The organism is Peribacillus sp. B-H-3, from assembly GCF_048572925.1.
Taxonomy (GTDB): Bacteria; Bacillota; Bacilli; order Bacillales; family DSM-1321; genus Peribacillus.
On sequence record NZ_CP183879.1, the window covers coordinates 1,417,641 to 1,438,752 of the forward strand.

17 protein-coding genes and 1 riboswitch are annotated in these 21,112 nt (G+C 41.6%); of the genes, 11 read left to right on the top strand and 6 right to left on the bottom strand.

Annotation, left to right across the window (positions count from 1 at the left end; all coding sequences use genetic code 11):
- Positions 1–21 precede the first annotated feature (21 nt).
- From ACN6MY_RS07005 to ppsA, 5 genes are all read left to right on the top strand, one after another.
- Positions 22–1,773: an ABC transporter ATP-binding protein gene (locus ACN6MY_RS07005; RefSeq protein WP_419883322.1), complete on the top strand. Its 1,752-nt coding sequence runs from the start codon at positions 22–24 to the stop codon at positions 1,771–1,773.
- A complete protein-coding gene (locus tag ACN6MY_RS07010; RefSeq protein ID WP_419883323.1) occupies positions 1,770–3,788 on the top strand; it encodes an ABC transporter ATP-binding protein in 2,019 nt (672 codons plus the stop codon). Before ACN6MY_RS07005 ends, ACN6MY_RS07010 begins: the two co-directional genes overlap by 4 nt.
- A 151-nt stretch (positions 3,789–3,939) precedes the next feature.
- Positions 3,940–4,560: a rhomboid family intramembrane serine protease gene (locus tag ACN6MY_RS07015; protein ID WP_419883324.1), complete on the top strand. Its 621-nt coding sequence runs from the start codon at positions 3,940–3,942 to the stop codon at positions 4,558–4,560.
- A gap of 350 nt (positions 4,561–4,910) precedes the next feature.
- Entirely contained in the window at positions 4,911–5,237 is a 327-nt protein-coding gene (locus ACN6MY_RS07020; RefSeq protein WP_419884102.1) for a UPF0715 family protein, read from the top strand.
- Positions 5,238–6,168: 931 nt separating this feature from the next.
- Positions 6,169–8,772, top strand: a complete 2,604-nt coding sequence (gene ppsA, locus ACN6MY_RS07025; RefSeq protein WP_419883325.1) for a phosphoenolpyruvate synthase — start codon at positions 6,169–6,171, stop codon at positions 8,770–8,772.
- A gap of 286 nt (positions 8,773–9,058) precedes the next feature.
- Here ppsA and metC read toward each other — a convergent pair whose 3' ends face one another.
- Positions 9,059–10,252 carry a cystathionine beta-lyase gene (gene metC / locus ACN6MY_RS07030; RefSeq protein WP_419883326.1) on the bottom strand — a complete coding sequence of 398 codons (1,194 nt, stop codon included), beginning with the start codon at positions 10,250–10,252 and terminating at the stop codon, positions 9,059–9,061.
- On the bottom strand, positions 10,249–11,361 hold the full coding sequence (locus ACN6MY_RS07035; protein ID WP_419883327.1) for a methionine biosynthesis PLP-dependent protein: 1,113 nt from the start codon (positions 11,359–11,361) through the stop codon (positions 10,249–10,251). The genes metC and ACN6MY_RS07035 overlap by 4 nt, the downstream gene beginning before the upstream one ends.
- Before the next feature lie 83 nt (positions 11,362–11,444).
- Positions 11,445–11,561: riboswitch (SAM riboswitch) on the bottom strand.
- A gap of 183 nt (positions 11,562–11,744) precedes the next feature.
- Here ACN6MY_RS07035 and ACN6MY_RS07040 point away from each other — a divergent pair.
- The 3 genes from ACN6MY_RS07040 (at position 11,745) to ACN6MY_RS07050 (ending at position 14,891) form a co-directional block, all read left to right on the top strand.
- The gene (locus tag ACN6MY_RS07040; RefSeq protein ID WP_419883328.1) at positions 11,745–12,893 is read left to right on the top strand and encodes a glycerate kinase; all 1,149 of its coding nucleotides are present in this window, start codon (positions 11,745–11,747) and stop codon (positions 12,891–12,893) included.
- Between the two features lie 160 nt (positions 12,894–13,053).
- On the top strand, positions 13,054–14,442 hold the full coding sequence (gene fumC / locus ACN6MY_RS07045; RefSeq protein WP_419883329.1) for a class II fumarate hydratase: 1,389 nt from the start codon (positions 13,054–13,056) through the stop codon (positions 14,440–14,442).
- A 206-nt stretch (positions 14,443–14,648) separates the two neighbouring features.
- Positions 14,649–14,891 (top strand): hypothetical protein, encoded by a 243-nt coding sequence (locus ACN6MY_RS07050; RefSeq protein WP_419883330.1) that lies wholly within the window; start codon positions 14,649–14,651, stop codon positions 14,889–14,891.
- Between the two features lie 46 nt (positions 14,892–14,937).
- On the opposite strand, the gene ACN6MY_RS07055 is transcribed toward ACN6MY_RS07050, so the two are convergent.
- Both ACN6MY_RS07055 and ACN6MY_RS07060 read right to left on the bottom strand, forming a co-directional pair.
- Entirely contained in the window at positions 14,938–16,047 is a 1,110-nt protein-coding gene (locus tag ACN6MY_RS07055) for an ABC transporter ATP-binding protein (protein WP_419883331.1), read from the bottom strand.
- Positions 16,048–16,169: 122 nt separating this feature from the next.
- Entirely contained in the window at positions 16,170–17,063 is an 894-nt protein-coding gene (locus ACN6MY_RS07060) for a PucR family transcriptional regulator (RefSeq protein WP_419883332.1), read from the bottom strand.
- Between the two features lie 189 nt (positions 17,064–17,252).
- Between ACN6MY_RS07060 and ACN6MY_RS07065 the strand changes: the two genes are divergently transcribed.
- The 3 genes from ACN6MY_RS07065 to ACN6MY_RS07075 all read left to right on the top strand — a co-directional run bounded on the left by ACN6MY_RS07065 (position 17,253) and on the right by ACN6MY_RS07075 (position 20,469).
- A complete protein-coding gene (locus tag ACN6MY_RS07065; RefSeq protein ID WP_419883333.1) occupies positions 17,253–17,993 on the top strand; it encodes an SDR family oxidoreductase in 741 nt (246 codons plus the stop codon).
- Between the two features lie 48 nt (positions 17,994–18,041).
- Positions 18,042–19,505 carry an aldehyde dehydrogenase family protein gene (locus ACN6MY_RS07070; protein WP_419883334.1) on the top strand — a complete coding sequence of 488 codons (1,464 nt, stop codon included), beginning with the start codon at positions 18,042–18,044 and terminating at the stop codon, positions 19,503–19,505.
- 124 nt (positions 19,506–19,629) lie between these two features.
- On the top strand, positions 19,630–20,469 hold the full coding sequence (locus ACN6MY_RS07075; protein ID WP_419883335.1) for an MBL fold metallo-hydrolase: 840 nt from the start codon (positions 19,630–19,632) through the stop codon (positions 20,467–20,469).
- Between the two features lie 28 nt (positions 20,470–20,497).
- Here ACN6MY_RS07075 and ACN6MY_RS07080 read toward each other — a convergent pair whose 3' ends face one another.
- Together ACN6MY_RS07080 and ACN6MY_RS07085 are read right to left on the bottom strand one after the other, a co-directional pair.
- Positions 20,498–20,677, bottom strand: a complete 180-nt coding sequence (locus ACN6MY_RS07080; protein ID WP_419883336.1) for a hypothetical protein — start codon at positions 20,675–20,677, stop codon at positions 20,498–20,500.
- 199 nt (positions 20,678–20,876) lie between these two features.
- On the bottom strand, positions 20,877–21,089 hold the full coding sequence (locus ACN6MY_RS07085) for a YheE family protein (protein ID WP_419883337.1): 213 nt from the start codon (positions 21,087–21,089) through the stop codon (positions 20,877–20,879).
- Positions 21,090–21,112 lie beyond the last annotated feature (23 nt).

A 21,112-nucleotide genomic window follows, 5' to 3' on the forward strand; every position in this document is an offset into this window, starting at 1 on the left:
ATGACTTAAGGAGGAGAAACTATGTTTTCGATATTTAAAAAGCTATCATGGTTCTTTAAAGAACAATGGAAGCGCTATTTGTTTGCAATCATTTGTTTATGCATCGTAAATATCCTGGAAGTCATTCCGCCCAAGCTGGTGGGAATGGCAATCGATGATATCAATACAGGAACACTTACGAAAGAAAGTGTTGTTAAATATGCAGGCTATTTGGCTGCGGTTGGGATTTCCACCTATACATTCGGCTATTTATGGAGTTACCAGCTCTTTGGAGGGGCATTTTTAGTGGAGAGAAAAATGAGGTCCAGATATATGGGGCACTTGCTGAAGATGACACCCTCTTTCTTTGAAAAAAATAAAACCGGCGATTTGATGGCTCGGGCAACTAATGATTTAAAAGCCATTTCAAACACCGCAGGATTCGGAATCCTGACACTTGCCGATTCCATCCTGTATACATGCACAATTCTGCTGATGATGGGAACGACCATAAGCTGGACGCTTACCATAACAGCTATTCTTCCTTTGCCGGTCATGGCAGTCATGATGCAGGTATACGGAAAGAAAATCCACAAGCGGTTTACTGAGGCACAAGATGCTTTCGGCGAACTGAATGATAAAGTTCTTGAATCAGTTTCCGGCGTCAGGGTCATAAGGGCTTATGTGCAGGAACGGCAGGATGAAAGAAACTTCGATAGTATGACAGAAGATGTGTATAAGAAAAACCTTGAAGTCGCAAAAATCGATGCGCTATTCGATCCGACTATCAGCATCCTGATCGGAATCAGCTATTTAATTGGTTTAGGATATGGAGCTTATCTTGTTTTCCATCAGGTTATTTCGCTTGGAAGCCTGGTATCATTCAATGTTTATCTTGGAATGCTGATATGGCCTATGATTGCCATGGGAGAGCTTATCAATGTCCTGCAGCGGGGTAATGCTTCTCTTGACCGTGTACAGGAAACTCTTTCATATGAACAGGATGTCAAAAATGCTCCTGTAACAGAACATATTATTCAGCCAGAAGATATAGTTTTTGATTCTGTGAACTTCACCTATCCATCCTCTAAAGTGCCAAATCTAAAGGATATTACAGTAACGATAAAGCGCGGAGAGACTCTTGGAGTCGTCGGAAAAACAGGAAGCGGAAAGACCACTTTTGTTAAACAGCTCCTTCGTGAGTATCCTCTTGGCTCAGGCACTATTTCTGTAGCCGGTGTAGAAGCGGGAAGGCTGCCTGTTGAGGAGATGAGGGATTGGGTTGGATATGTCCCTCAGGATCATTTCCTATTTTCAAGGACAGTCAGAGAAAATATTTATTTCGGGAAGATTGAAGCAACAGATCAAGAATTGATTAAGGCAATCAGGCTAGCTGATTTTGAAAAAGATCTGGCCATGCTGCCAGATAAGCTTGAAACACTTGTCGGTGAAAAAGGAGTGGCTTTGTCAGGCGGGCAAAAACAGCGGATTTCCATCGCAAGGGCGCTCATCAAAGATCCTGAAATTCTTATATTGGATGACTCTCTTTCTGCGGTGGATGCAAAAACAGAAACAAATATCATCAGTAATATCCAAAGAGAAAGAGCGGGAAAAACGACCATAATCACTACTCACCGTTTATCGGGTGTTATGCATGCCAATCATATTATCGTACTCGATCAGGGGGAAATCATTGAAGAAGGCAGTCATTATGAACTTTTGAACCGCCATGGATGGTATTATGAACAATTTGAAAGGCAGCAAGTTGAAAATGGGCCGGAGGTGAGCGCATGAAAATCGTTAAAAAACTAAGCCGATATGCGTGGATGTATAAAAAGTTAATTATCGCGGCCTTAATTATGCTTTCTATTTCAGTAGCTGCAGATCTGACTGGCCCATTCGTGGCCAAAAATATAATTGACTCCCATATACTGGGGATACAATCCAAGTGGCATCAAACGTCAAAGGGGAAGGATGCTGTATACTACCAGGGATCATGGTATAAAAGAGAAAGCTATTTTGCCAAACACGAGGATAAGGGAAAAGAAGTGCGGATTATCCAGGCTGGAAAACATTTTGTTTTCACTGATCAGCGTATCCCGTTTGAAGGAAGCAAGAAATTAAAAAACAATACCCTGCTAGTTGAAAATAAAGGGAAAAAGGAACAGTACAGGGTAAAAGTTCTGGCCACTAAAGAGCTGCTGAAGTTTTACCAGCCTGAGACGCCAAAAATCCTTAAATTGGTCTTTTTGTATTTTGGGCTTGTTATCTTATCAGCCATTTTTCAGTACGGACAGAGCTTTACTCTTCAGAAATCTGCCCACCGCATCATTCAGAGAATGCGCAATGATGCTTTTACACATATATCAAAGCTGCCTATCAAATACTTCGATAATCTTCCTGCCGGTAAGGTTGTATCACGCATAACCAATGATACAGAAGCGATACGCGACTTATACGTACAGGTGCTGGCCAATTTCTTTTCCAGCTCCATCAACATCATCGGGGTCGTAATTGCCCTGTATATTTTGAATCCTAAAATCGCACTGCTTTCGCTCGCCTTGATTCCAATCTTAGTGCTATGGACGATTGTTTATCGCAGATTCGCATCAGGCTACAATCAGATTATCCGGGCGAGGATCAGTGACATTAACGGAATCATTAACGAGTCGATTCAGGGGATGAATGTGATACAGGCTTTCAGGCGTGAAAAAGATACAAAGGAAAGATTTGAAAAGCTCAATCAGGAACATTTTTCCTATCAGAATAAAATATTAAACCTGAACAGCCTTACAAGCCATAACTTAATCGGTGTTCTTAAAAATACCGCATTTGTATCGTTCATCTGGTATTTCGGAAATATGTCCTTGACGTCAGCCTCAGTAATCTCTCTCGGAATGCTGTATGCCATTGTTGACTTCATCAGCAGGCTGCTGCAGCCCGTGCAGGGCATTGTCAATCAATTTGCAAACCTGGAGCAGGCACTGGTCGCAGGGGAGCGTGTATTCAGTTTACTCGAGGAGCCTGGCGTAGATGTCAGTGATAAGGAAATTCCAAGGTATAATGGAAATGTAGAGTTCAAATCAGTTTCCTTTGGCTACAAGGAAGATGAGTATGTTCTGAAGGATCTTACCTTCACAGCCAGACAGGGAGAGACGGTGGCCCTTGTCGGCCATACAGGATCCGGGAAAAGTTCAATCATGAATCTTCTTTTCCGATTTTACGTTTCAAATAAAGGGGAAATTTTGATTGATGGCATGAACATTACTGAAATTCCCCATCAGACACTGAGAAAGCATATGGGGATTGTACTTCAGGATCCTTACTTATTTTCCGGGACCATTGCCTCTAACATCAGCCTGAACAGCAGCAGTATCACCAGGGAAATGATTGAGAAAGCATTGAGAGATGTTGGCGGGGACCGGGTCTTGAGCCATCTGGAAGAAGGAATTGATGCACCGGTAATTGAAAAGGGGAGCACCCTCTCATCCGGCCAAAGACAGCTCATTTCTTTTGCCAGGGCGCTTGCCTTTAACCCGGCGATTTTAATCCTGGATGAAGCGACCTCAAGCATTGATACTGAAACAGAGGCAATCATTCAACAAGCAATGGATGTTCTTAAGAAAGGAAGAACCACCTTCATTATCGCCCACCGCCTTTCTACAATCAAAAATGCCGACCAGATCCTTGTACTGGATAAAGGAACAATTGCTGAAAAAGGAAGCCATGATGAGTTAATGCGCCTAAAAGGAAAATACTATCAAATGTATGAACTCCAGCAAGGACAGCAAAAGGGCATGGCAGTTTAATAAAACAGCCGAAGCTCATTTCAAAGAAAAAGTCCTCTATTTTGAAAATGGAGGACTTTTTTTGCGGAAATTTATTAATTTCTTCAATCTAGAAGGGATGGCGGGTCTTAAGGCAGAACAAGAATATAAAACAGTTAGGAGGAGGGAATAGATGATACTGAGCAGAAATGAAACCTTTAAGGAATATATTTCTTTATATCCTGTCACATGCCTGATTGTTGCAGCAAATACGCTGGTTATGATCTTTTCCCTAAGTATTGATGGCGGATTATCTCAAAGGGGGGGAATCAGCCAATCTGCCTTTGTAGAGGGAGAGTATTATCGTTTAGTCACGTATTCTTTCATACATAATGGGTTTTCGCACTATTTTATGAATATGGCGGCGACCGTCATTTTGGCGCCGCCGATAGAAAGGATACTGGGCAAAGCGAGGTATTTTCTGCTGTTTGCTTTATCTGTTATACTATCAGGTCTGGCAATTGTCCTGCTGGCTTTTAACGTGAATTTAATGAATGCAGGTGAGTCAGGGTTCGGTTATGCCCTTTTGGGATATTATTTATATCTCATTTTGTTTGATAAAAGAAAATTAGATTCTGGCTCAGCTAAAGCTGTCATAGTGCTGATTATAGCCGGATGGATTACAACTTTTATATTTAGCAATATCAGTATTTTGGGGCATGCAGGCGGCTTTGTTTCTGGTTTTCTATTAGCGCCTGTTCTGCAATATACACAGAAAAATGGAAAAAACCCTCTTAAAAGGCTATTTACGTAAACTTTCCTTCTATGGAACAAAAAGTGAGGCTGATTTTCGTTCCAGGATGGGGGCGGCGATGAGCCTCTTTTGCTGCATGCGGGTCTCGCGCCTTACCCTCCAATCAACCTGGTTTAACCACTGATCTCATCATAGAACACATTTCTCAATTGGAAACTATAAACATATTTTTTTCACCATACAGTTTACCGTTGGATTAATTATGTTAAAATGTAAGAAAAATACATAATTTCAAAAGGTGAATATCATTGAAGATGTGGAGATTAAGCGAAATAGAATCTGATATTAGTGACACAATACCGTATTACTTTTTATGTTTATTGTTCTCTAGTATCTCTTTTTCTGCTGTTATGATTATTTTAATTGGAGAACCATCTTGGCTGCGGCCAATGCCTATTACTTTTTATTCTTTTTATGTTTTTGTGGCGTATTTACTTTTTGCAGTGCCGCTGCAGGCTTTTTTCAATAATCGCCCCAAAAAGTTCAGCTTATTGTACTTATTATTATATATACTTTTTTCTTTTATTGCCTTGTTCATAATTTATATATTAATAAATTTAGACTTTACTATGAATGTAATAAAAATGGCAAAGTACTATGAATTCAGCCTTGCCGCAGCGGTTATTTATTGGATCTGGGACTCCGTTTTTTTTACAAAAAAAATTAATGGTTATTAACCTAAACCAGTTTATAATTTGCAGCCTTTTCTAAGGCTCTAAATCCTCCTTATATTACGCTTGCAGAGATAGCGGCCATCGATTCCGTTTATTTTACCTTGTGTAAACTGTAACTCTTCCCTCGCTAAGAGATAAGATGACTAAAATCAATATTCAATTGTAAAAGTAAGTTAATGGAGGGAAAATGGAATTGCTGTATAGTATATTAAGTATATGGATTTGTGCATTCCTTATAGCTAGATTGTTCAGTATATTTAGTGGAAGATTAGGTCCATTTGGAAAAACCTATTGGAAAAACGATTTAGCTATTACTTTTGCGCAGAGTATAATCATAACCATATTATTAGAAATTTTATAAATTAATATCTACGCTCCTTTTAGCACTTTCTTTTTGTACTAAGAGAATTTGGCTGAATTGTTTAAACTGGGAACAAAGTGTTACCCCTAAATGAATGTCAATCTATAACAATCCTTCATTAAATAAGGCTGTTTTTATAGGTGTAGCTGAAGAGGCTCACCACAGCCCCCATCCTGCGGGTCTCGGATCTTACCCTCCAATCAACCTAGTTTAACAACTGGATCTCCTAACAGAACTCATTAATATACAACAATTTTAGAGAAAAGAGCCCATTTTTGGAATTAATTAACATGAGAAGAATGGATGTATAGGATTAGCTACCATTTTGATGTTTTTTTTATTATCATATGCAGAATATATATGAAAGAAGTCTATTTACTGTGGAATAATGGAAAATAGCAGAATAAGAGGGGATATACGCAGGCATTATAAGGTTAATTTATCGTAAAAAGCTAAACTCTCCCTAACTTAATTATAGCATATAAAAAATGGTATAAATAGACTTTTTGTTCTCGTTTACAACTGCTAAAATGCAATAGAACTTTACGGAAATTTCTTGGGGAGGGAAATAGTATGAATTCTTTAGTTCTCGGTTTTCAGGAAATGGAAAAAAAACAGCTTTTGCTCATTGGCGGAAAAGGGCTAAATCTTGGGGAATTGTCAAAAATTCAAGGAATACAAGTACCAGAAGGATTTTGCGTTACAACCGCGGGATATCAAATAGCCATCGAACAAAACAAAATATTTCAAACATTGATGAATCAACTAACAATGCTTAAAGTAGAGGATCGAGATCAAATTGCTGAAATCAGCAGAAAGCTTCGGCAAATCCTGATGGAGGCAGAAATTCATTCCGATGTTGAGAATGCAGTTACTCACTATCTCTCGCAGCTTGGCGATAAACATGCTTATGCGGTGCGTTCTAGTGCGACTGCTGAAGATTTACCATATGCCTCATTCGCTGGTCAACATGACACCTATTTAAATATCATTGGAAAAGAAGCAATCATGCAGCATATTAAAAAATGCTGGGCTTCTCTATTTACGGAACGGGCGGTAATATACCGTATACAAAATAAAATTGACCACAGACAGGTTTATTTATCCGTAATCGTTCAAAGGATGGTTTTCCCGCAGGCTTCAGGGGTTTTATTTACTGCTGATCCGATTACTTCTAACCGTAAGCTGCTGTCAATCGAGGCCAGTTTTGGACTTGGAGAAGCGCTGGTCTCCGGCTTGGTAACTTCCGATTGTTACAAAGTACGGGAACAGAAAATCGTTGATAAGAGGATAGCAACAAAAAAATTGGCTATCTATGGACGAAAAGAAGGCGGAACAGAGAGAAAGCCAATCAACCCTGATCAGCAAAATACTCAAGCACTTACTGAACAGCAAATTTTACAATTGGCACGAATCGGAAGACAGGTCGAAGCTTATTTTGGCTGTCCGCAAGATATAGAATGGTGTTTGGCTGATGATACTTTTTATATTGTCCAGAGCCGCCCGATCACGACTCTTTTCCCCACCCCTGAAGTGAATGATCAAGGAAATCATGTCTATGTATCTGTTGGTCATCAACAAATGATGACAGACCCCATAAAACCATTGGGATTGTCTTTTTTTCTGTTAACGACTCCCGCACCCATGCGTAAAGCTGGCGGAAGACTGTTTGTTGATGTCACACAACAACTGGCTTCACCTGCCAGCAGAAATATTTTATTAAATGCCATGGGACAACACGATCCGCTCATGAAAGACGCGCTTATGAACATCATTGAGCGAGGGGATTTCATAAAATCGTTACCAAATGATAATAAAGCACCAAGTCCGAGCAGAGGCAATAATACAGACATGCTGGCACAAATCGAAAACAATCCATCAATTGTTTCTGATTTGATTAAGCGCAGCCAAACATCCATTGAAGAATTAAAACAAAAAATTAAAAACAAATCAGGATCAGATTTATTTGAATTTATCCTGGAAGATATTCAAGAATTAAAGAAGATTTTATTTGACCCGCAAAGTTCAGCTGTATTTATGGCTGCTATAAATGCTTCAACATGGATTAATGAAAAAATGAACGAGTGGTTAGGTGAAAAAAATGCAGCAGACACGCTTTCTCAATCTGTATCGAACAATATTACTTCAGAAATGGGTCTTGCACTTTTAGACGTTGCAGATGTCATTCGTCCTTATCCGGAAGTAATTGATTATTTACATCAAGTAAACGATGATAACTTTTTGGATGAACTGGTTAAGTTTGATGGTGGTAAGGAAGCTAGAGACGCTTATAATGCTTTTCTCAGCAAATATGGAATGCGGTGTGCCGGAGAAATCGATATCACGAAAACTCGCTGGAGTGAAAAGCCAATTACCCTTGTTCCCATGATTCTCAGTAACATAAAAAACTTTGATCCTAATGCCGGAAAGTGCAAATTTGAGCAAGGCCGGCATGCGGCTTTAAAAAAAGAACAAGAGTTATTAGAACGATTGAAGCCATTAACGGATGGTGAACAAAAAGCCGGAGAAACAAAGCGAATGATTGGCCTTATACGTAATTTCATCGGGTATCGTGAATATCCAAAATACGGCATGATTAACCGCTACTTCGTTTATAAGCAGGCATTACTGAAAGAAGCGGAACAACTGGTGCAAACGGGCGTTATTCCTGAAAAAGAAGATATATACTATCTCACACTTGAAGAATTCAGCGAAGCCGTACGCACAGAAAAGCTGGACTGCCAAAAAATCATGAAGCGGAAAGATGATTATAAATTATATGAAAAATTGACTCCTCCGCGGGTTATTACATCTGATGGAGAAATCATTACAGGTAAGTATCAAAGAGAAAACCTTCCAGCCGAAGCAATTGCTGGTTTGCCTGTTTCTTCCGGAGTGGTAGAGGGACGGGCACGTGTCATCTTAAAAATGGAAGAAGCTGATTTTGAAGAAGGAGATATATTAGTCACCTCCTTTACTGACCCTAGCTGGACACCATTGTTTGTATCCATAAAAGGCTTAGTCACTGAAGTGGGCGGACTGATGACACATGGAGCAGTGATCGCACGTGAATATGGACTGCCAGCAGTGGTAGGAGTGGAAAATGCTACTAAACTGATTAAAGATGGACAACGAATCCGCGTACATGGAACAGAAGGGTTTATTGAACGATTGTAATGGCTGAATACGTGGAATTTCCCTTTTGCGTCGCTATAAAAAAGAAACTTTATAACAGTTTGTTAGTCTCTTGGCGGGATGATTGATTGTCCATTTTTAAAACTAAAATATAGGGGAGCGCCTTTTATATAATTTAAGAATTTTTAGCAGTTCAACTATTGGATACGAATGTTCAGGAATGTATGGCTGTCTTTATGCAGCCTTTTTTTATTCACTAATAAGAAGTTTTGAAAAGCCTTCATAAAAGAATACTGCATAAGCTGCAGTATTCTAGGTCCTGTCATAATCAGCCTTCTTTAACAGCGGTCTGTAAATACTCCCTTTCGCTTTGCTGCAGGGCTAAAGTGAAATCGCGGATTAAATCATCACAGTTTTCAAGTCCCAGGGATAAACGCAAAAGGCTCTTTGAGATTCCGCGCCTTTCCCTTTCCTCATCAGGCATTGCTGCATGTGACATTTTAGCAGGATAGGAAAGGATGGTTTCAACGGCGCCAAGGCTTACAGCAAAAACGGGCAGCTGGAGTTGATTGACAAAGGAGCGAAGCAGGCTTTCATTTTGCAGTTCGAATGATAATACGGCGCCTGCTCCCTTGGCCTGTTCGCTTTGGATCCTGTGCTGAGGATGACCTGGGAGGCCTGGGTAATGGACAGCTTTAACAGAAGGCAGTGAAGATAGAAATTCAGCCATTTTGTGTGCGGACTTCATGGAATGCTCCATTCTTACATGAAGGGTTTTGATTCCCCTCATGACCAGCCATGCATCCTGGACACCCAGAACAGCTCCAAATGAATTCTGCAAAAAAGAAAGCTTCTCACCTATTTCCGGATCTTTAACGGCCGCAAGTCCTGCAACAACATCGCTATGGCCTGAAAGAAACTTCGTTGCACTATGGAGAACAATATCAGCACCAAGCGAAAGAGGCTGTTGCAGAGCTGGAGTTAAAAATGTATTATCCACATATGTTAAGGCGCCGATTTCCCTGGCAATGGCACTGATTTCCCTAATATCGCTGACCTTAAGTAAAGGATTGGAAGGTGTTTCAATATAAAAAGCCCTTGTATTATGCTGGATTGCAGATCTGATGTTTTCAAGATTCGTCATATCGGCAAAAGTGTGCTGAATTCCAAACCGGTTCAAAACGTTTGTCACCATCCGGTAAGTCCCGCCGTATACATCCTCTGAAATGATGACATGATCACCCGAAGATAATAAAAGAAACGCAGTCGAAATGGCCGCCATTCCGGATGAGAAAGCAAAGCCCCTGGTTCCTTCCTCCAATTCAGCAATAATCTCTTCAAGTGCCTCCCGTGTCGGATTCAGGCTTCTGCTGTAATCATACTTGCCGAACTGGTCAATATCGAATTGATGATAAGTGGAGGCATGCTGGATCGGTACACAGACTGCACCTGTTGCCGGATCAATTTTATGACGATTATGAATCAAAGCAGTTTCAAAAGCAAAATTATTTTCAGATGTCATATGAGGGCCTCCTGTTTTACATAGTTTAAAGAGTAATCCAAATCACTTATTAAATCGCTGGGATCTTCAATTCCAACTGAAAAACGCAATAACCTATTACAAACCCCATTTGCTGTTCTGATATCTTCTGGAATGTCTGCATGGGTTTGTGTTGCAGGATACGTTATAAAGCTCTCAACTCCGCCGAGGCTCTCTGCAAAAGAGATAAGGGAAAGTCCTTTTAAGAAAGGATTGATCCATGACTCATCATTTAACCTGAAAGAAAGCATACCGCCTCTGCCGGGATAAAGGACCTCTGAAATGGACTCGTGATTGGACAGGTATTCAGCAAGGATTTTTGCATTGGATTCATGGCGGGCCATCCGAAGAGAAAGTGTTTTCATGCCTCTCATTAAAAGCCATGAATCAAATGGGCTCAGCACGGCTCCTGCCCCATTATGGTGAAGGGCAAGAGAATTGCATAGCTCCTTTCCTTTGGCAACGACCAGCCCTGCCAGGACATCGTTGTGTCCGCCAAGATATTTTGTAGCGCTATGGATGACGATATGAGCTCCAAGCGGGATAGGTTTTTGGATCAGCGGTGTATAAAAGGTATTGTCAACGATTAAAAGCAAATCGTGCTGTTTCGCCAGCTGGCCGATAGCTTCAATATCCGCCGTTTCCATTAGAGGATTAGTGGGGGATTCTATAAAAATCGCTTTAGTCTGAGGTGTTATTGAGTGTTCAATGCTCTCCAGACAGCTTGTATCCCTGTATTTACAGACTAAACCCCATTTCTTGAATCCCTGTTCCAATAAACGATATGTTCCTCCATATAAATCCTTGGATAAAATCCACTCATCCCCGGATTGGAATAACGATAATACCGTCAATATTGCTGCCATGCCTGAGCTGCATGCAAAGCCCTTATCGCCGCCTTCAAGTTCAGCTATGGTCTTTTCTAGAATTTGCCTTGTGGGATTTCCGGTACGGGAATAATCGAAGCCAGTTGATTGCCCGATCCCTTCATGGCGGTAAGCTGTTGAAAGGTAAATGGGAGCATTCACAGTTCCTGTCTCTTTTTCGCTGCGATTTCCAATCTGCGCCAGAAATGTGTCAATATTATACATAAGTTCACCACTCCTTGAGCTGGAATAAAATAAAAAAGCCTTCTTAAAGAAGAAGACTTTTAACATTGCGTGAGAAGTCATTCTTCTTATCTTTCAAGTTATTATCTAACTTGATGGAGTTAGCACCTTTTCATTGTTCTGGACAATGATGGTTGCTGAGGCATCAACGGGCCAAATCCCTAAACCTCTCTTGATAAGAAACAAATTCAAATTATTCTATTAGTTTAGAATTTACTACACAAATCAAATAGTGTCAACTAATATTGATATTATATCTTGCCTGTAATATAGAGAAGCAAATTCGGGCGTCAATGGGGCACCATCAGAAATGCAGAAGTTTTGATAGTAAGATATCGATAGAAGATCGAAAGGAGCGGATTTTGTTGAAAATTATCATTGCCCCTGATTCATTCAAGGAAAGCATGACTGCGATGCAGGCTGCAGACTCTATAGAAAAGGGATTCCGCCGTTTTTTTAAATCTGCTGAAATTATTAAGGTTCCGTTAGCAGATGGCGGGGAAGGAACGGTGCAGGCACTTGTAAATGCAACGGGTGGGAATATTATTGAAAAAGAAGTCACCGGGCCGCTTGGTGAAAGGGTGAAAGCAAAATTCGGGATTTCAGGAAATGGAGAAAAAGCGATAATCGAGATGGCTGCAGCTTCAGGTATCCATCTTGTTCCTTATGAAAAAAGAAACCCGTTATATACGACCACCAGGGGCACTGGTGAGCTGATACAGGCGGCACTGGATGCGGGAGCAAAGCATATAATCCTTGGAATTGGCGGAAGTGCCACTAATGATGGCGGGTCAGGAATGGCTAAAGCGCTTGGAATAAAGCTTATGGATGAAAGCGGCAGAGAAATTGAAGACGGTGGAGGAGCTCTTGATAAGCTTTGCTCCATTGATATAAGCGGCGCAGATCAGAGATTGCAGCATATCAGGGTCGAAGCCGCATGTGATGTAGATATTCCATTAACCGGAGAAAAAGGTGCATCAGCAATTTTTGGGCCTCAAAAAGGGGCAGATCAGCAAATGGTTTCTTTTCTTGATAAAAACCTGGAAAGGTATGCGGCTGTCATTGAAAAGGAGCTAGGAAAAAAAGTGATGGATGTACCTGGTTCCGGTGCAGCCGGGGGGCTTGGAGCAGGATTGCTTGCCTTTTTGTCTGCAGAGCTTAAAAGGGGCAGTGAAATCATTATGGAAGCCGTCAATCTGAAGGAACACTTGATAGATGCTTCAATCCTGATAACAGGAGAAGGTAAGATTGACGATCAAACTCTGCTCGGAAAGACACCAATCGGGGCGGCGCGTCTGGCTAGAACTTTTAACGTTCCTGTGATTGCAATTGCCGGCAATGTTTCATATAACAGCGAGGAGTTTACTCAGCATGGAATAAATGCCGTTTTCAGCATAGTTCCGGGAATTATCAGCAGGGAGGATGCCTTTAGAAAGGCAGAGAGGCATCTTGAAGAAACTGCAGCCAATATTGCAGCAGTGTTAAAAATGTCAGCATGCAGCCGGGTTAAATAATGATATTTTTCTATACGATAATGAAAGCGAGAATAGAGGGCAAAGCTTAGAAATATTAAATACATGTTCGTTTATGCTGATTTTTGGGAAAATAGGTAGAGTAACCTTTTTTGGCAGGGTATATAAAAATTATTTAACAGTGGAGACGGGAGGAAATTCCATGAAATTCAGAACAGAGAAAGACACTATGGGTGAAGTTCAGGTTCCTTATGATAAATATTGGGGAGCGCAGACTGAAAGAAGCAGAAATAATTTCAAAATAGGGAATGAAAGAATGCCGATAGAGCTCATCCAGGCTTTTGCATATGTAAAACAAGCCTCAGCTAGGGTCAATCATGAGCTGGGAGATTTATCTCAGGCAAAAATGAAAGCGATTGTAAAAGTCTGCGGTGAAATTCTTGAGGGAGCACTTGATGATCACTTTCCCCTTGTTGTCTGGCAGACTGGAAGCGGCACTCAAAGCAATATGAATGTGAATGAAGTGATTGCTAACAAAGGGAATGAGTGGCTGCGGGAAAACGGAGGAAATGAGGAGGAAATCCTGCATCCTAATGACGATGTCAATAAGGCCCAAAGCTCCAATGACTCATTTCCGGCGGCGATGCATATAGCGGCGTACCTGGCAGTTGCAGACGTGCTGCTGCCTTCTATATCTGCATTAAGAGATACTTTGCTTGAAAAGGAACAGGAATTCATGCACATTGTAAAAATCGGCCGCACCCATTTGCAGGATGCTACACCGCTCACACTAGGGCAGGAAATCAGCGGATGGAGGACAATGCTTGATAAAAATCTTCAAATGATTGAAGAAAGCAGCAAGCATTTAAAAAGCCTTGCACTTGGGGGAACAGCAGTAGGGACCGGGATTAATACAAAACCGGCATTCGGACATATGGCGGCAGAACAAATCAGCAAGGATACCGGACATTCATTCCATACATCACCGAACAAGTTTCATGCGCTTACCAGCCATGATGAAATTGTGCACGTGCATGGTGCCATGAAGGCTCTTGCTGCAGATTTGATGAAAATTGCCAATGATGTCAGATGGCTTGCGAGCGGACCCAGAAGCGGTATAGGCGAGCTCTCTATTCCGGCAAATGAACCTGGAAGCTCCATCATGCCTGGTAAAGTAAATCCCACACAATGTGAAGCATTGACGATGATTTCCGTTCAGGTATTCGGAAATGACTCCACTATTGCTTTCGCGGCCAGCCAGGGAAATTTTGAGCTAAATGTATTTAAGCCTGTTATCATTTATAACTTCCTGCAGTCTGTAAAGCTTCTGAGTGAAGGAATACAATCATTTAATGAGCATACTGCAAAAGGAATCATGGCAAACACTGAAAAAATCAAGGAAAATGTTGAGCGCTCACTAATGCTTGTGACTTCCCTAAATCCGCATATCGGCTATGAAAAAGCAGCAGAAATTGCAAAACTGGCCTTCAGCGAACACACGACTCTAAAAGAAGCCGCCCTAAAACTCGGATACCTGACACCCGATGAATTCGACAAATGGGTGAACCCGGAAAATATGGTTAACCTATAAAAAAAGCGGAAGCGACTGTTTATAGGATCAAAGACTAAGAACGCCGCTTCCTGCGGCAACGTCTTTGTGACCCCCATCGTGGGGGCCTAAGCAAATAGGGTTTGATCCTCAGAAGGTGTTCTTTGCCTTCAGAGAATCAAACATCTTTTGCACAGCGAGCTAGGAGCTGAAGCTGGATTAAAAAAGCGGAAGGCGGTGATTGCAGCATGGATGTATGTCCGCTTTGCAACGGATTAAGGAGCCTCAGTGCATCCTGTCCAAGCTGTACAGCAAAAATGGAGGATAAGGGAAAGGTCATGGATTATTATGACGAATATAGCGCGTATATGGATACAGATACCTTAAAACAAAATGATGGCTTTCCCCGTTCACTTCAACAGGGGAAATGCCCTCATTTAATAAACTGTCCATCCTGCGGGCACGATGAAATTATCCTGGTTCAAGAGTAAACAAAAGGCGTGCACGGTATATGTGCACACCTTTTGTTTTGTTTAATTATTCACCTTTGGCGCGAATGCGGAATTCTGTTTCTTTATCGAAGAAATGAGCTTTGTTCATATCAATCGCCATGCCTAAAGTGTCACCTGGCTTCACGATAGTACGGGCATCTACACGGGCAACAAAGTCCTGTCCGCCAATTGTAGAATAAAGCATAAACTCAGCACCCATTAATTCTGCAACATCGATGTGGGCAGCAATTGTTGTGTCAGGAGATGTCTCAAGGAATAATGGTTCATCATGGAAATCTTCAGGACGCACTCCAAGGATGATATCCTTGCCTACATAGCCCTGATCGCGAAGAACCTTCATTTTTCCTTCCGGCACTGAAATGGACTGGCTGCCAATTAGTACTGTACCATCCTGAAGCTGTCCGGATAAGAAGTTCATAGCTGGTGATCCAATGAAACCGCCTACGAAAACATTTTCAGGCTTTTCATAAACTTCCTTAGGGGCACCAACTTGCTGAACGATTCCATCTTTCATAACGACAAGACGTGTTGCCATTGTCATGGCTTCTGTCTGGTCATGTGTTACATAGATGGTAGTCGTATTCAGGCGTTTGTGAAGCTTTGCAATTTCAGCACGCATTTGCACGCGCAGTTTTGCATCCAGGTTAGACAATGGTTCATCCATCAAGAATACCTTAGCGTCACGCACGATTGCGCGCCCAAGAGCTACACGCTGGCGCTGTCCGCCTGATAATGCTTTAGGCTTACGGTCAAGATACGGCTCTAGACCAAGGATTTTTGCAGCTTCCTTAACACGTGTATCAATTTCTGATTTCGGCATTTTTCTCAGTTTTAACCCAAAGGCCATATTATCATATACAGACATATGCGGATAAAGTGCATAGTTTTGGAAAACCATCGCGATATCACGGTCTTTTGGAGGTACATCATTTACACGCTTGCCGTCGATGAAGAAGTCTCCGTCTGAAATTTCTTCCAGGCCGGCAATCATTCTTAGAGTCGTTGATTTACCGCAGCCTGATGGGCCAACGAAAACGATGAATTCTTTATCTGCAATATTTAAATTGAAATCTTCTACAGCAGTCACTTTATTGTCATACACTTTATAAATATGATCGAGTACTAACTCAGCCATTGTAAAACCCTCCAGTACAATATGTATTTCATGCTTTTATTGTAGCTTTTGATCCGCAAAAAGAACATGTACACCCTGCACAAAAATGAAAGCGTTTTACTGTGCAGGGTGTACATGCTCCATTATTCCTCCTTTTTTAATAAACACAAATAGGCAGGAAGGGCATGGTGAAAGGTCCGGATATCGAGTCCTGTCTTTTCTATGAATTTATCAATGCGGTACTGAAGGCTGTTCCGGTGGATATAAAGCTTTTTAGCGGCAAGGCTGGCATTTGAATTGCACTCAATATACGTTTTCACAGTGCTGATCAGCTCTTCATCTTTCCCGGCATCACCGAGCAGCTCCTCACAAAACCAAATAAATTCTTCAGGAGCCAGTCCTTCAAGTACTGCAAAAGGAAACACATCCGGCAATGTGAACATCCGAGTATCAAGAGAATGCTTTTTAGCCAGTTTAAAGCTCTTCTGTTCCATCTGAAAGTGTGTTGGAAGATTTTCATCCATAAGATGGTAATGTCCGCTGAAAGCCTGTATTTTCACATAAAAATCACTTTCAAGTGTTTGGACAATTGAAAAAAAGTCAGGATCATCTAAGCTGCTGTCTGATTCGCCCTCAATAATCGCCCCTCTATCTTCATCCTCCCAAACAATCATGGAATCCCCCGAAACAAGAGAAGTGAACGCTTCTTCAAAGTCCAGGTAAGAAAAATCAGAAGTTGAGCTGCTGAAGTGTATGAACCGCACCTTCTTCCAGCTGGTTACAGGCAAACTGCGGTCATTTTGATATAAAAATTCACTCCACTGCTTTTTCATTTCTGATGCATTTCTGCTGAGGAAGGCTTCTTCATTGTGAGGGAATAGAAGCTGAAGGAGGGATGCTTCCGCCGAACTGATTTCTTCTTTAGGAATTCCGAATGTCCCGCTGCTGTCACGGAACCAAAAAAATTCCCTGTCGCTTTGCCGCGGCTCATTTCCAGAAACGGCGTTTGGAAATTTTACTTTCAATTTATCTAACATGAATGATTTCCTTCTTTTCGATTATTTGTTTTTATTATACCGAAATGACTCTCTTATAACTATTGTGAGCTTTTTTGCAGGAAAAGCGAGTGCACATTCAAAGCACTCAAATAGTTTAGTGCAGATAGGGAAGGGTAAGTTAGTAAAATGTACATCTACTAAACTATTTAAAAGGGAATGGTGATTTTCATGGAAAAAGGCCAAAAAACAGCCATTATCACTGGAGCAAGCAGCGGGATCGGACAGGCGACAGCTAAAGAATTGGCAAGCAAGGGGATTTCAGTCATGCTTGCTGCACGCCGAGAGGAACGCTTGCAGGAGCTGAAAAGGGAAATCGAAGAAAGCGGAGGAAAAGCGGAATATAAGGTTACGGATGTGACCTCCGCAGAAGAAATGGAAGAATTGGCAAACGCAGCAGCAGAAAAATTCGGAGCCATTCATATTTTAGTGAATAACGCCGGGCTAATGCCGCTTTCCTACTTAAATAAAAAGAAGACAGATGAATGGAATAAAATGGTAGACGTTAACATTAAAGGAGTATTGAACGGAATAGCAGCTGTGCTTCCATACATGGAAAAACAGAAGCATGGTCATATCGTAAATATTTCTTCAGTAGCTGGCCACGTGATTTCTCCGGGAAGCGCTGTATATAGCGGAACAAAATTTGCAGTCCGCGCAATTACTGAAGGACTTAGAAAGGAAATCGATCCTGAGCTGAACATCCGTGCAACAATCATATCGCCGGGAGCTGTGGCTACAGAACTAACCAATACCATTACAGATGAAGATATCCTCAATAAATTCAAAGGGTCCAATATGAAGCCTTTAGACAGCGAGGATATCGCTAGGGCCATCGCATACGCCGTTGAACAGCCGGAACATGTGGATGTTAACGAAATTATCATCCGTCCGACTCAGCAAAAGGGATAATCAATAATCCTTTTGACATTAGCTATATTAGAATGGAGGGATGTTTGCATGAATACAGACTTCACTAAAATTTATATAAATGGCGAGTGGCGCAAGGGAAAAAGTGATAAGGAATTGATTGATAGTAATCCTTTTACAGGTGAAGAGCTGCTTCGCATTCAAGCTGCAAGCAAGGAAGAGCTGGATGAATCCTATAAATCTGCAGCACAGGCACAGGTTAAATGGGAAAAGGAGCTTCCGCAGACAAAGCGCGCTGTCATTGAAAAAGCGGCTTCTATCATGGAGGAACAAAAAGAAACTATTATCGATTGGCTGATCAAGGAATCGGGAAGCACTTTTATAAAAGCTTCTGCAGAATTCCAGGCTTCTGTGAATATGTTAAAGGAAGCTGCAACCTTTCCTTTCCGTCTTGAAGGAAAAATTCTTCCTTCGCAGACTCCAGGCAAAGAAAATAGAGTGTACCGCAAACCGCTGGGTGTTATTGGGGTAATTTCTCCTTGGAATTTCCCGCTTCATTTGACCATCCGCTCTATTGGTGCAGCACTTGCTATCGGAAACGCAGTGGTTGTTAAGCCATCTACAGAGACACCTGTGACAGGCGGCCTGATTTTTGCAAGCATCTTTGAAGCGGCCGGCCTTCCTAAAGGCCTATTAAATGTAGTGGCAGGCAAAGGCTCGGAGATAGGCGATGACATGGTAACCAACCCGATTCCGCGCCTTATCTCGTTTACAGGATCAACCGAAGTTGGACGGCATATAGCAGAGCTTGCAGGCGGATCCCTGAAAAAAGCAGCACTTGAGCTCGGCGGCAACAATGTCTTCATTGTTAGAGAAGATGCTGATATTGAAAAGGCAGCTGAATCGGCAATCTTCGGCAAATTTTATCATCAGGGACAAATTTGCATGGCGATAAACAGAATTTTTGTTCAGCGCAATATCAGCCAGGAATTTACCGATGCCTTCAAAAGGATCACTGAATCGTTAAAGTACGGAAACCCTGAGGAAAAGGACACCAATGTTGGTCCGCTTATCAATGAGAATCAGTCAAAACGGATTCAAGAGGATATTGAAAAAAGCATCAGCCAGGGAGCAAAATTGATATACGGAGGGAATATTGATGGAAACGTCCTTCAGCCGGCTATCTTGACAGATGTTACAAATGACATGCCGATTGCTAAGAACGAGATATTCGGACCGGTTGCAGCCATTATTACTTATGACTCTGAAGATGAGGCTGTGGAAATGGCGAACGCCCATCCTTATGGATTAAGCGGTGCGGTGCATACTTCTGATATCGAAAAAGGCACACTGCTTGCCCACAAAATTGACACAGGGATGATTCATGTGAATGATCAGCCAGTCAATGATGAAGCGATCATGCCGTTTGGCGGGGAAAAGAATTCAGGCTTGGGCCGTTTTAACGGTGAATGGGTCCTTGAGGAATTCACTACAGTGAAATGGCTATCCGTTCAGCATCAGCCCCGTTCATATGATCCTTTTATCAAGAAATAAACACAAGGCCCGGGTCACTGACTCCGGGCCATTCCTCTGCCGCTTGACTTATCAGTGAATGATTGGCGGGGAAGGAGGGTTTTGGGCATATAAAAGAGAATCAAATAAAGAAAGGAGGGAAAATATGATTGAACTTACATCCGTGCACGACGTGACATGTGCTAAAGGAATTGTTTCATATGGTGATGTCAAAATGAATATTTATGCCTATTTAATTGATGCGCTGCTGATAGATTCGGGGCCAGCTTCGCTTCTTAAGGATTTCATTCCTTTTTTTGAAAAGGAGGATATTCAGCAAGCGGCAATGACACATTATCATGAAGACCACACAGGAGGGGCGCGCTGGCTTAGTGAAAATAAACATATTCCCGTCTTTATTCACCCTATGTCCATAAAAACTTGCTCAGAGAATGCAGAGTATCTTCCGTACCGCCATCAGCTATGGGGAGATAGGGAAGGATTTCAGGCAAAGCCATTGGAAGCAGAGCTGCATTCAGAGAATTATTCCTGGGAGGTTCTCCATACCCCTGGCCATTCAAAGGATCATATGGTCTTTTTGAACCGTGAGAAGGGGATGCTTTTTTCCGGCGACCTGTTTGTTTCCCCTAAGACAAGGCTTATCCTCAAGGAAGAATCAATTCCTGACATCATTCAGTCCATCAAACATGTGTTGAGATATGATTTCCAGGAAGTATTTTGCGGCCATGCAGGCTATGTCAGACATGGAAAGAAAATGTTTCAGAAGAAACTTGATTATCTCGAAACCCTAAATGGAGACATTCTTTATCATTGCAGCAAAGGGCTTAGTGAAGAAGAAATCCATTCCCTGCTTTTTCCGAAAAAATATCCTCTTATTGAAATTTCGGAGCATGAATGGGATACCAAGCATATTGTTTCTTCTGTTATAAGGGACAGATATGAAACAGGTTCCAGGAAAGAAAAAAAGAGAGCGGACATTAATTAATGCCGTCTCTCTGATTTGACTTGGATGTTTAATTTGTCTGCTCTTCGCCATCAATATCATGTGATTCTTCAATATTCACTTCATGCTCTGCCTGAAAAACATTTCCTCCAGCAAGACCTTCATTTATAATGCGGTCTATATCCAAATAGGCTGAATTTTTCCCCTCGTTTGGTGTATCAGGAATAAAAGATGCTTTTTTATCTTTCATGGAAGTACCTCCTGCATTTGTTTTTCTTACTTTGGCTCTGTTAAGCTCTGCTGCTTTCATCTGCGGCAAGGGGGCCGCGGCGGGCTCGGATTTTCCTGCCTCTATGACCCTGTCCGCTTCAATGAGCAGAGAGCTTTAATAGAACTATTATTTTTAGCAAAATAAAGCAGGATGATGTAAGCGATTCATTTTATATCTGTTATGATTCATAAACATGATATAACATAAGCTCATGAACCATGGCTAAAATATTCTTTTCCTCTTCTGCAGCAGGATGATGTCCGGTCCATTCAATCCTGCCTTCAGGATGATAAATCCCCTGAAAATGCTGTTTTTTATAATAAAAGGAAATCCGCCATCCTGGCAGTTTTTCATCCTCGAATAACGGTTTCCATTGAAAGTGTGTAATCACGGCTAGCCCTCCATTTTTTTCTA

Excerpts from the sequence above, each read along its gene's own strand:
- ACN6MY_RS07060 (WP_419883332.1), bottom strand. The coding sequence starts at position 17,063 with ATGTTAGATAAATTGAAAGTAAAATTTCCAAACGCCGTTTCTGGAAAT.
- ACN6MY_RS07065 (WP_419883333.1), top strand. The coding sequence starts at position 17,253 with ATGGAAAAAGGCCAAAAAACAGCCATTATCACTGGAGCAAGCAGCGGG.
- ACN6MY_RS07050 (WP_419883330.1), top strand. The coding sequence starts at position 14,649 with ATGGATGTATGTCCGCTTTGCAACGGATTAAGGAGCCTCAGTGCATCC.
- ACN6MY_RS07055 (WP_419883331.1), bottom strand. The coding sequence starts at position 16,047 with ATGGCTGAGTTAGTACTCGATCATATTTATAAAGTGTATGACAATAAA.
- ACN6MY_RS07020 (WP_419884102.1), top strand. The coding sequence starts at position 4,911 with ATGATTATTTTAATTGGAGAACCATCTTGGCTGCGGCCAATGCCTATT.
- ACN6MY_RS07015 (WP_419883324.1), top strand. The coding sequence starts at position 3,940 with ATGATACTGAGCAGAAATGAAACCTTTAAGGAATATATTTCTTTATAT.
- ACN6MY_RS07035 (WP_419883327.1), bottom strand. The coding sequence starts at position 11,361 with ATGTATAATATTGACACATTTCTGGCGCAGATTGGAAATCGCAGCGAA.
- ACN6MY_RS07010 (WP_419883323.1), top strand. The coding sequence starts at position 1,770 with ATGAAAATCGTTAAAAAACTAAGCCGATATGCGTGGATGTATAAAAAG.
- ACN6MY_RS07080 (WP_419883336.1), bottom strand. The coding sequence starts at position 20,677 with ATGAAAGATAAAAAAGCATCTTTTATTCCTGATACACCAAACGAGGGG.
- metC (WP_419883326.1), bottom strand. The coding sequence starts at position 10,252 with ATGACATCTGAAAATAATTTTGCTTTTGAAACTGCTTTGATTCATAAT.
- ACN6MY_RS07075 (WP_419883335.1), top strand. The coding sequence starts at position 19,630 with ATGATTGAACTTACATCCGTGCACGACGTGACATGTGCTAAAGGAATT.
- ACN6MY_RS07005 (WP_419883322.1), top strand. The coding sequence starts at position 22 with ATGTTTTCGATATTTAAAAAGCTATCATGGTTCTTTAAAGAACAATGG.
- ACN6MY_RS07070 (WP_419883334.1), top strand. The coding sequence starts at position 18,042 with ATGAATACAGACTTCACTAAAATTTATATAAATGGCGAGTGGCGCAAG.
- ppsA (WP_419883325.1), top strand. The coding sequence starts at position 6,169 with ATGAATTCTTTAGTTCTCGGTTTTCAGGAAATGGAAAAAAAACAGCTT.
- fumC (WP_419883329.1), top strand. The coding sequence starts at position 13,054 with ATGAAATTCAGAACAGAGAAAGACACTATGGGTGAAGTTCAGGTTCCT.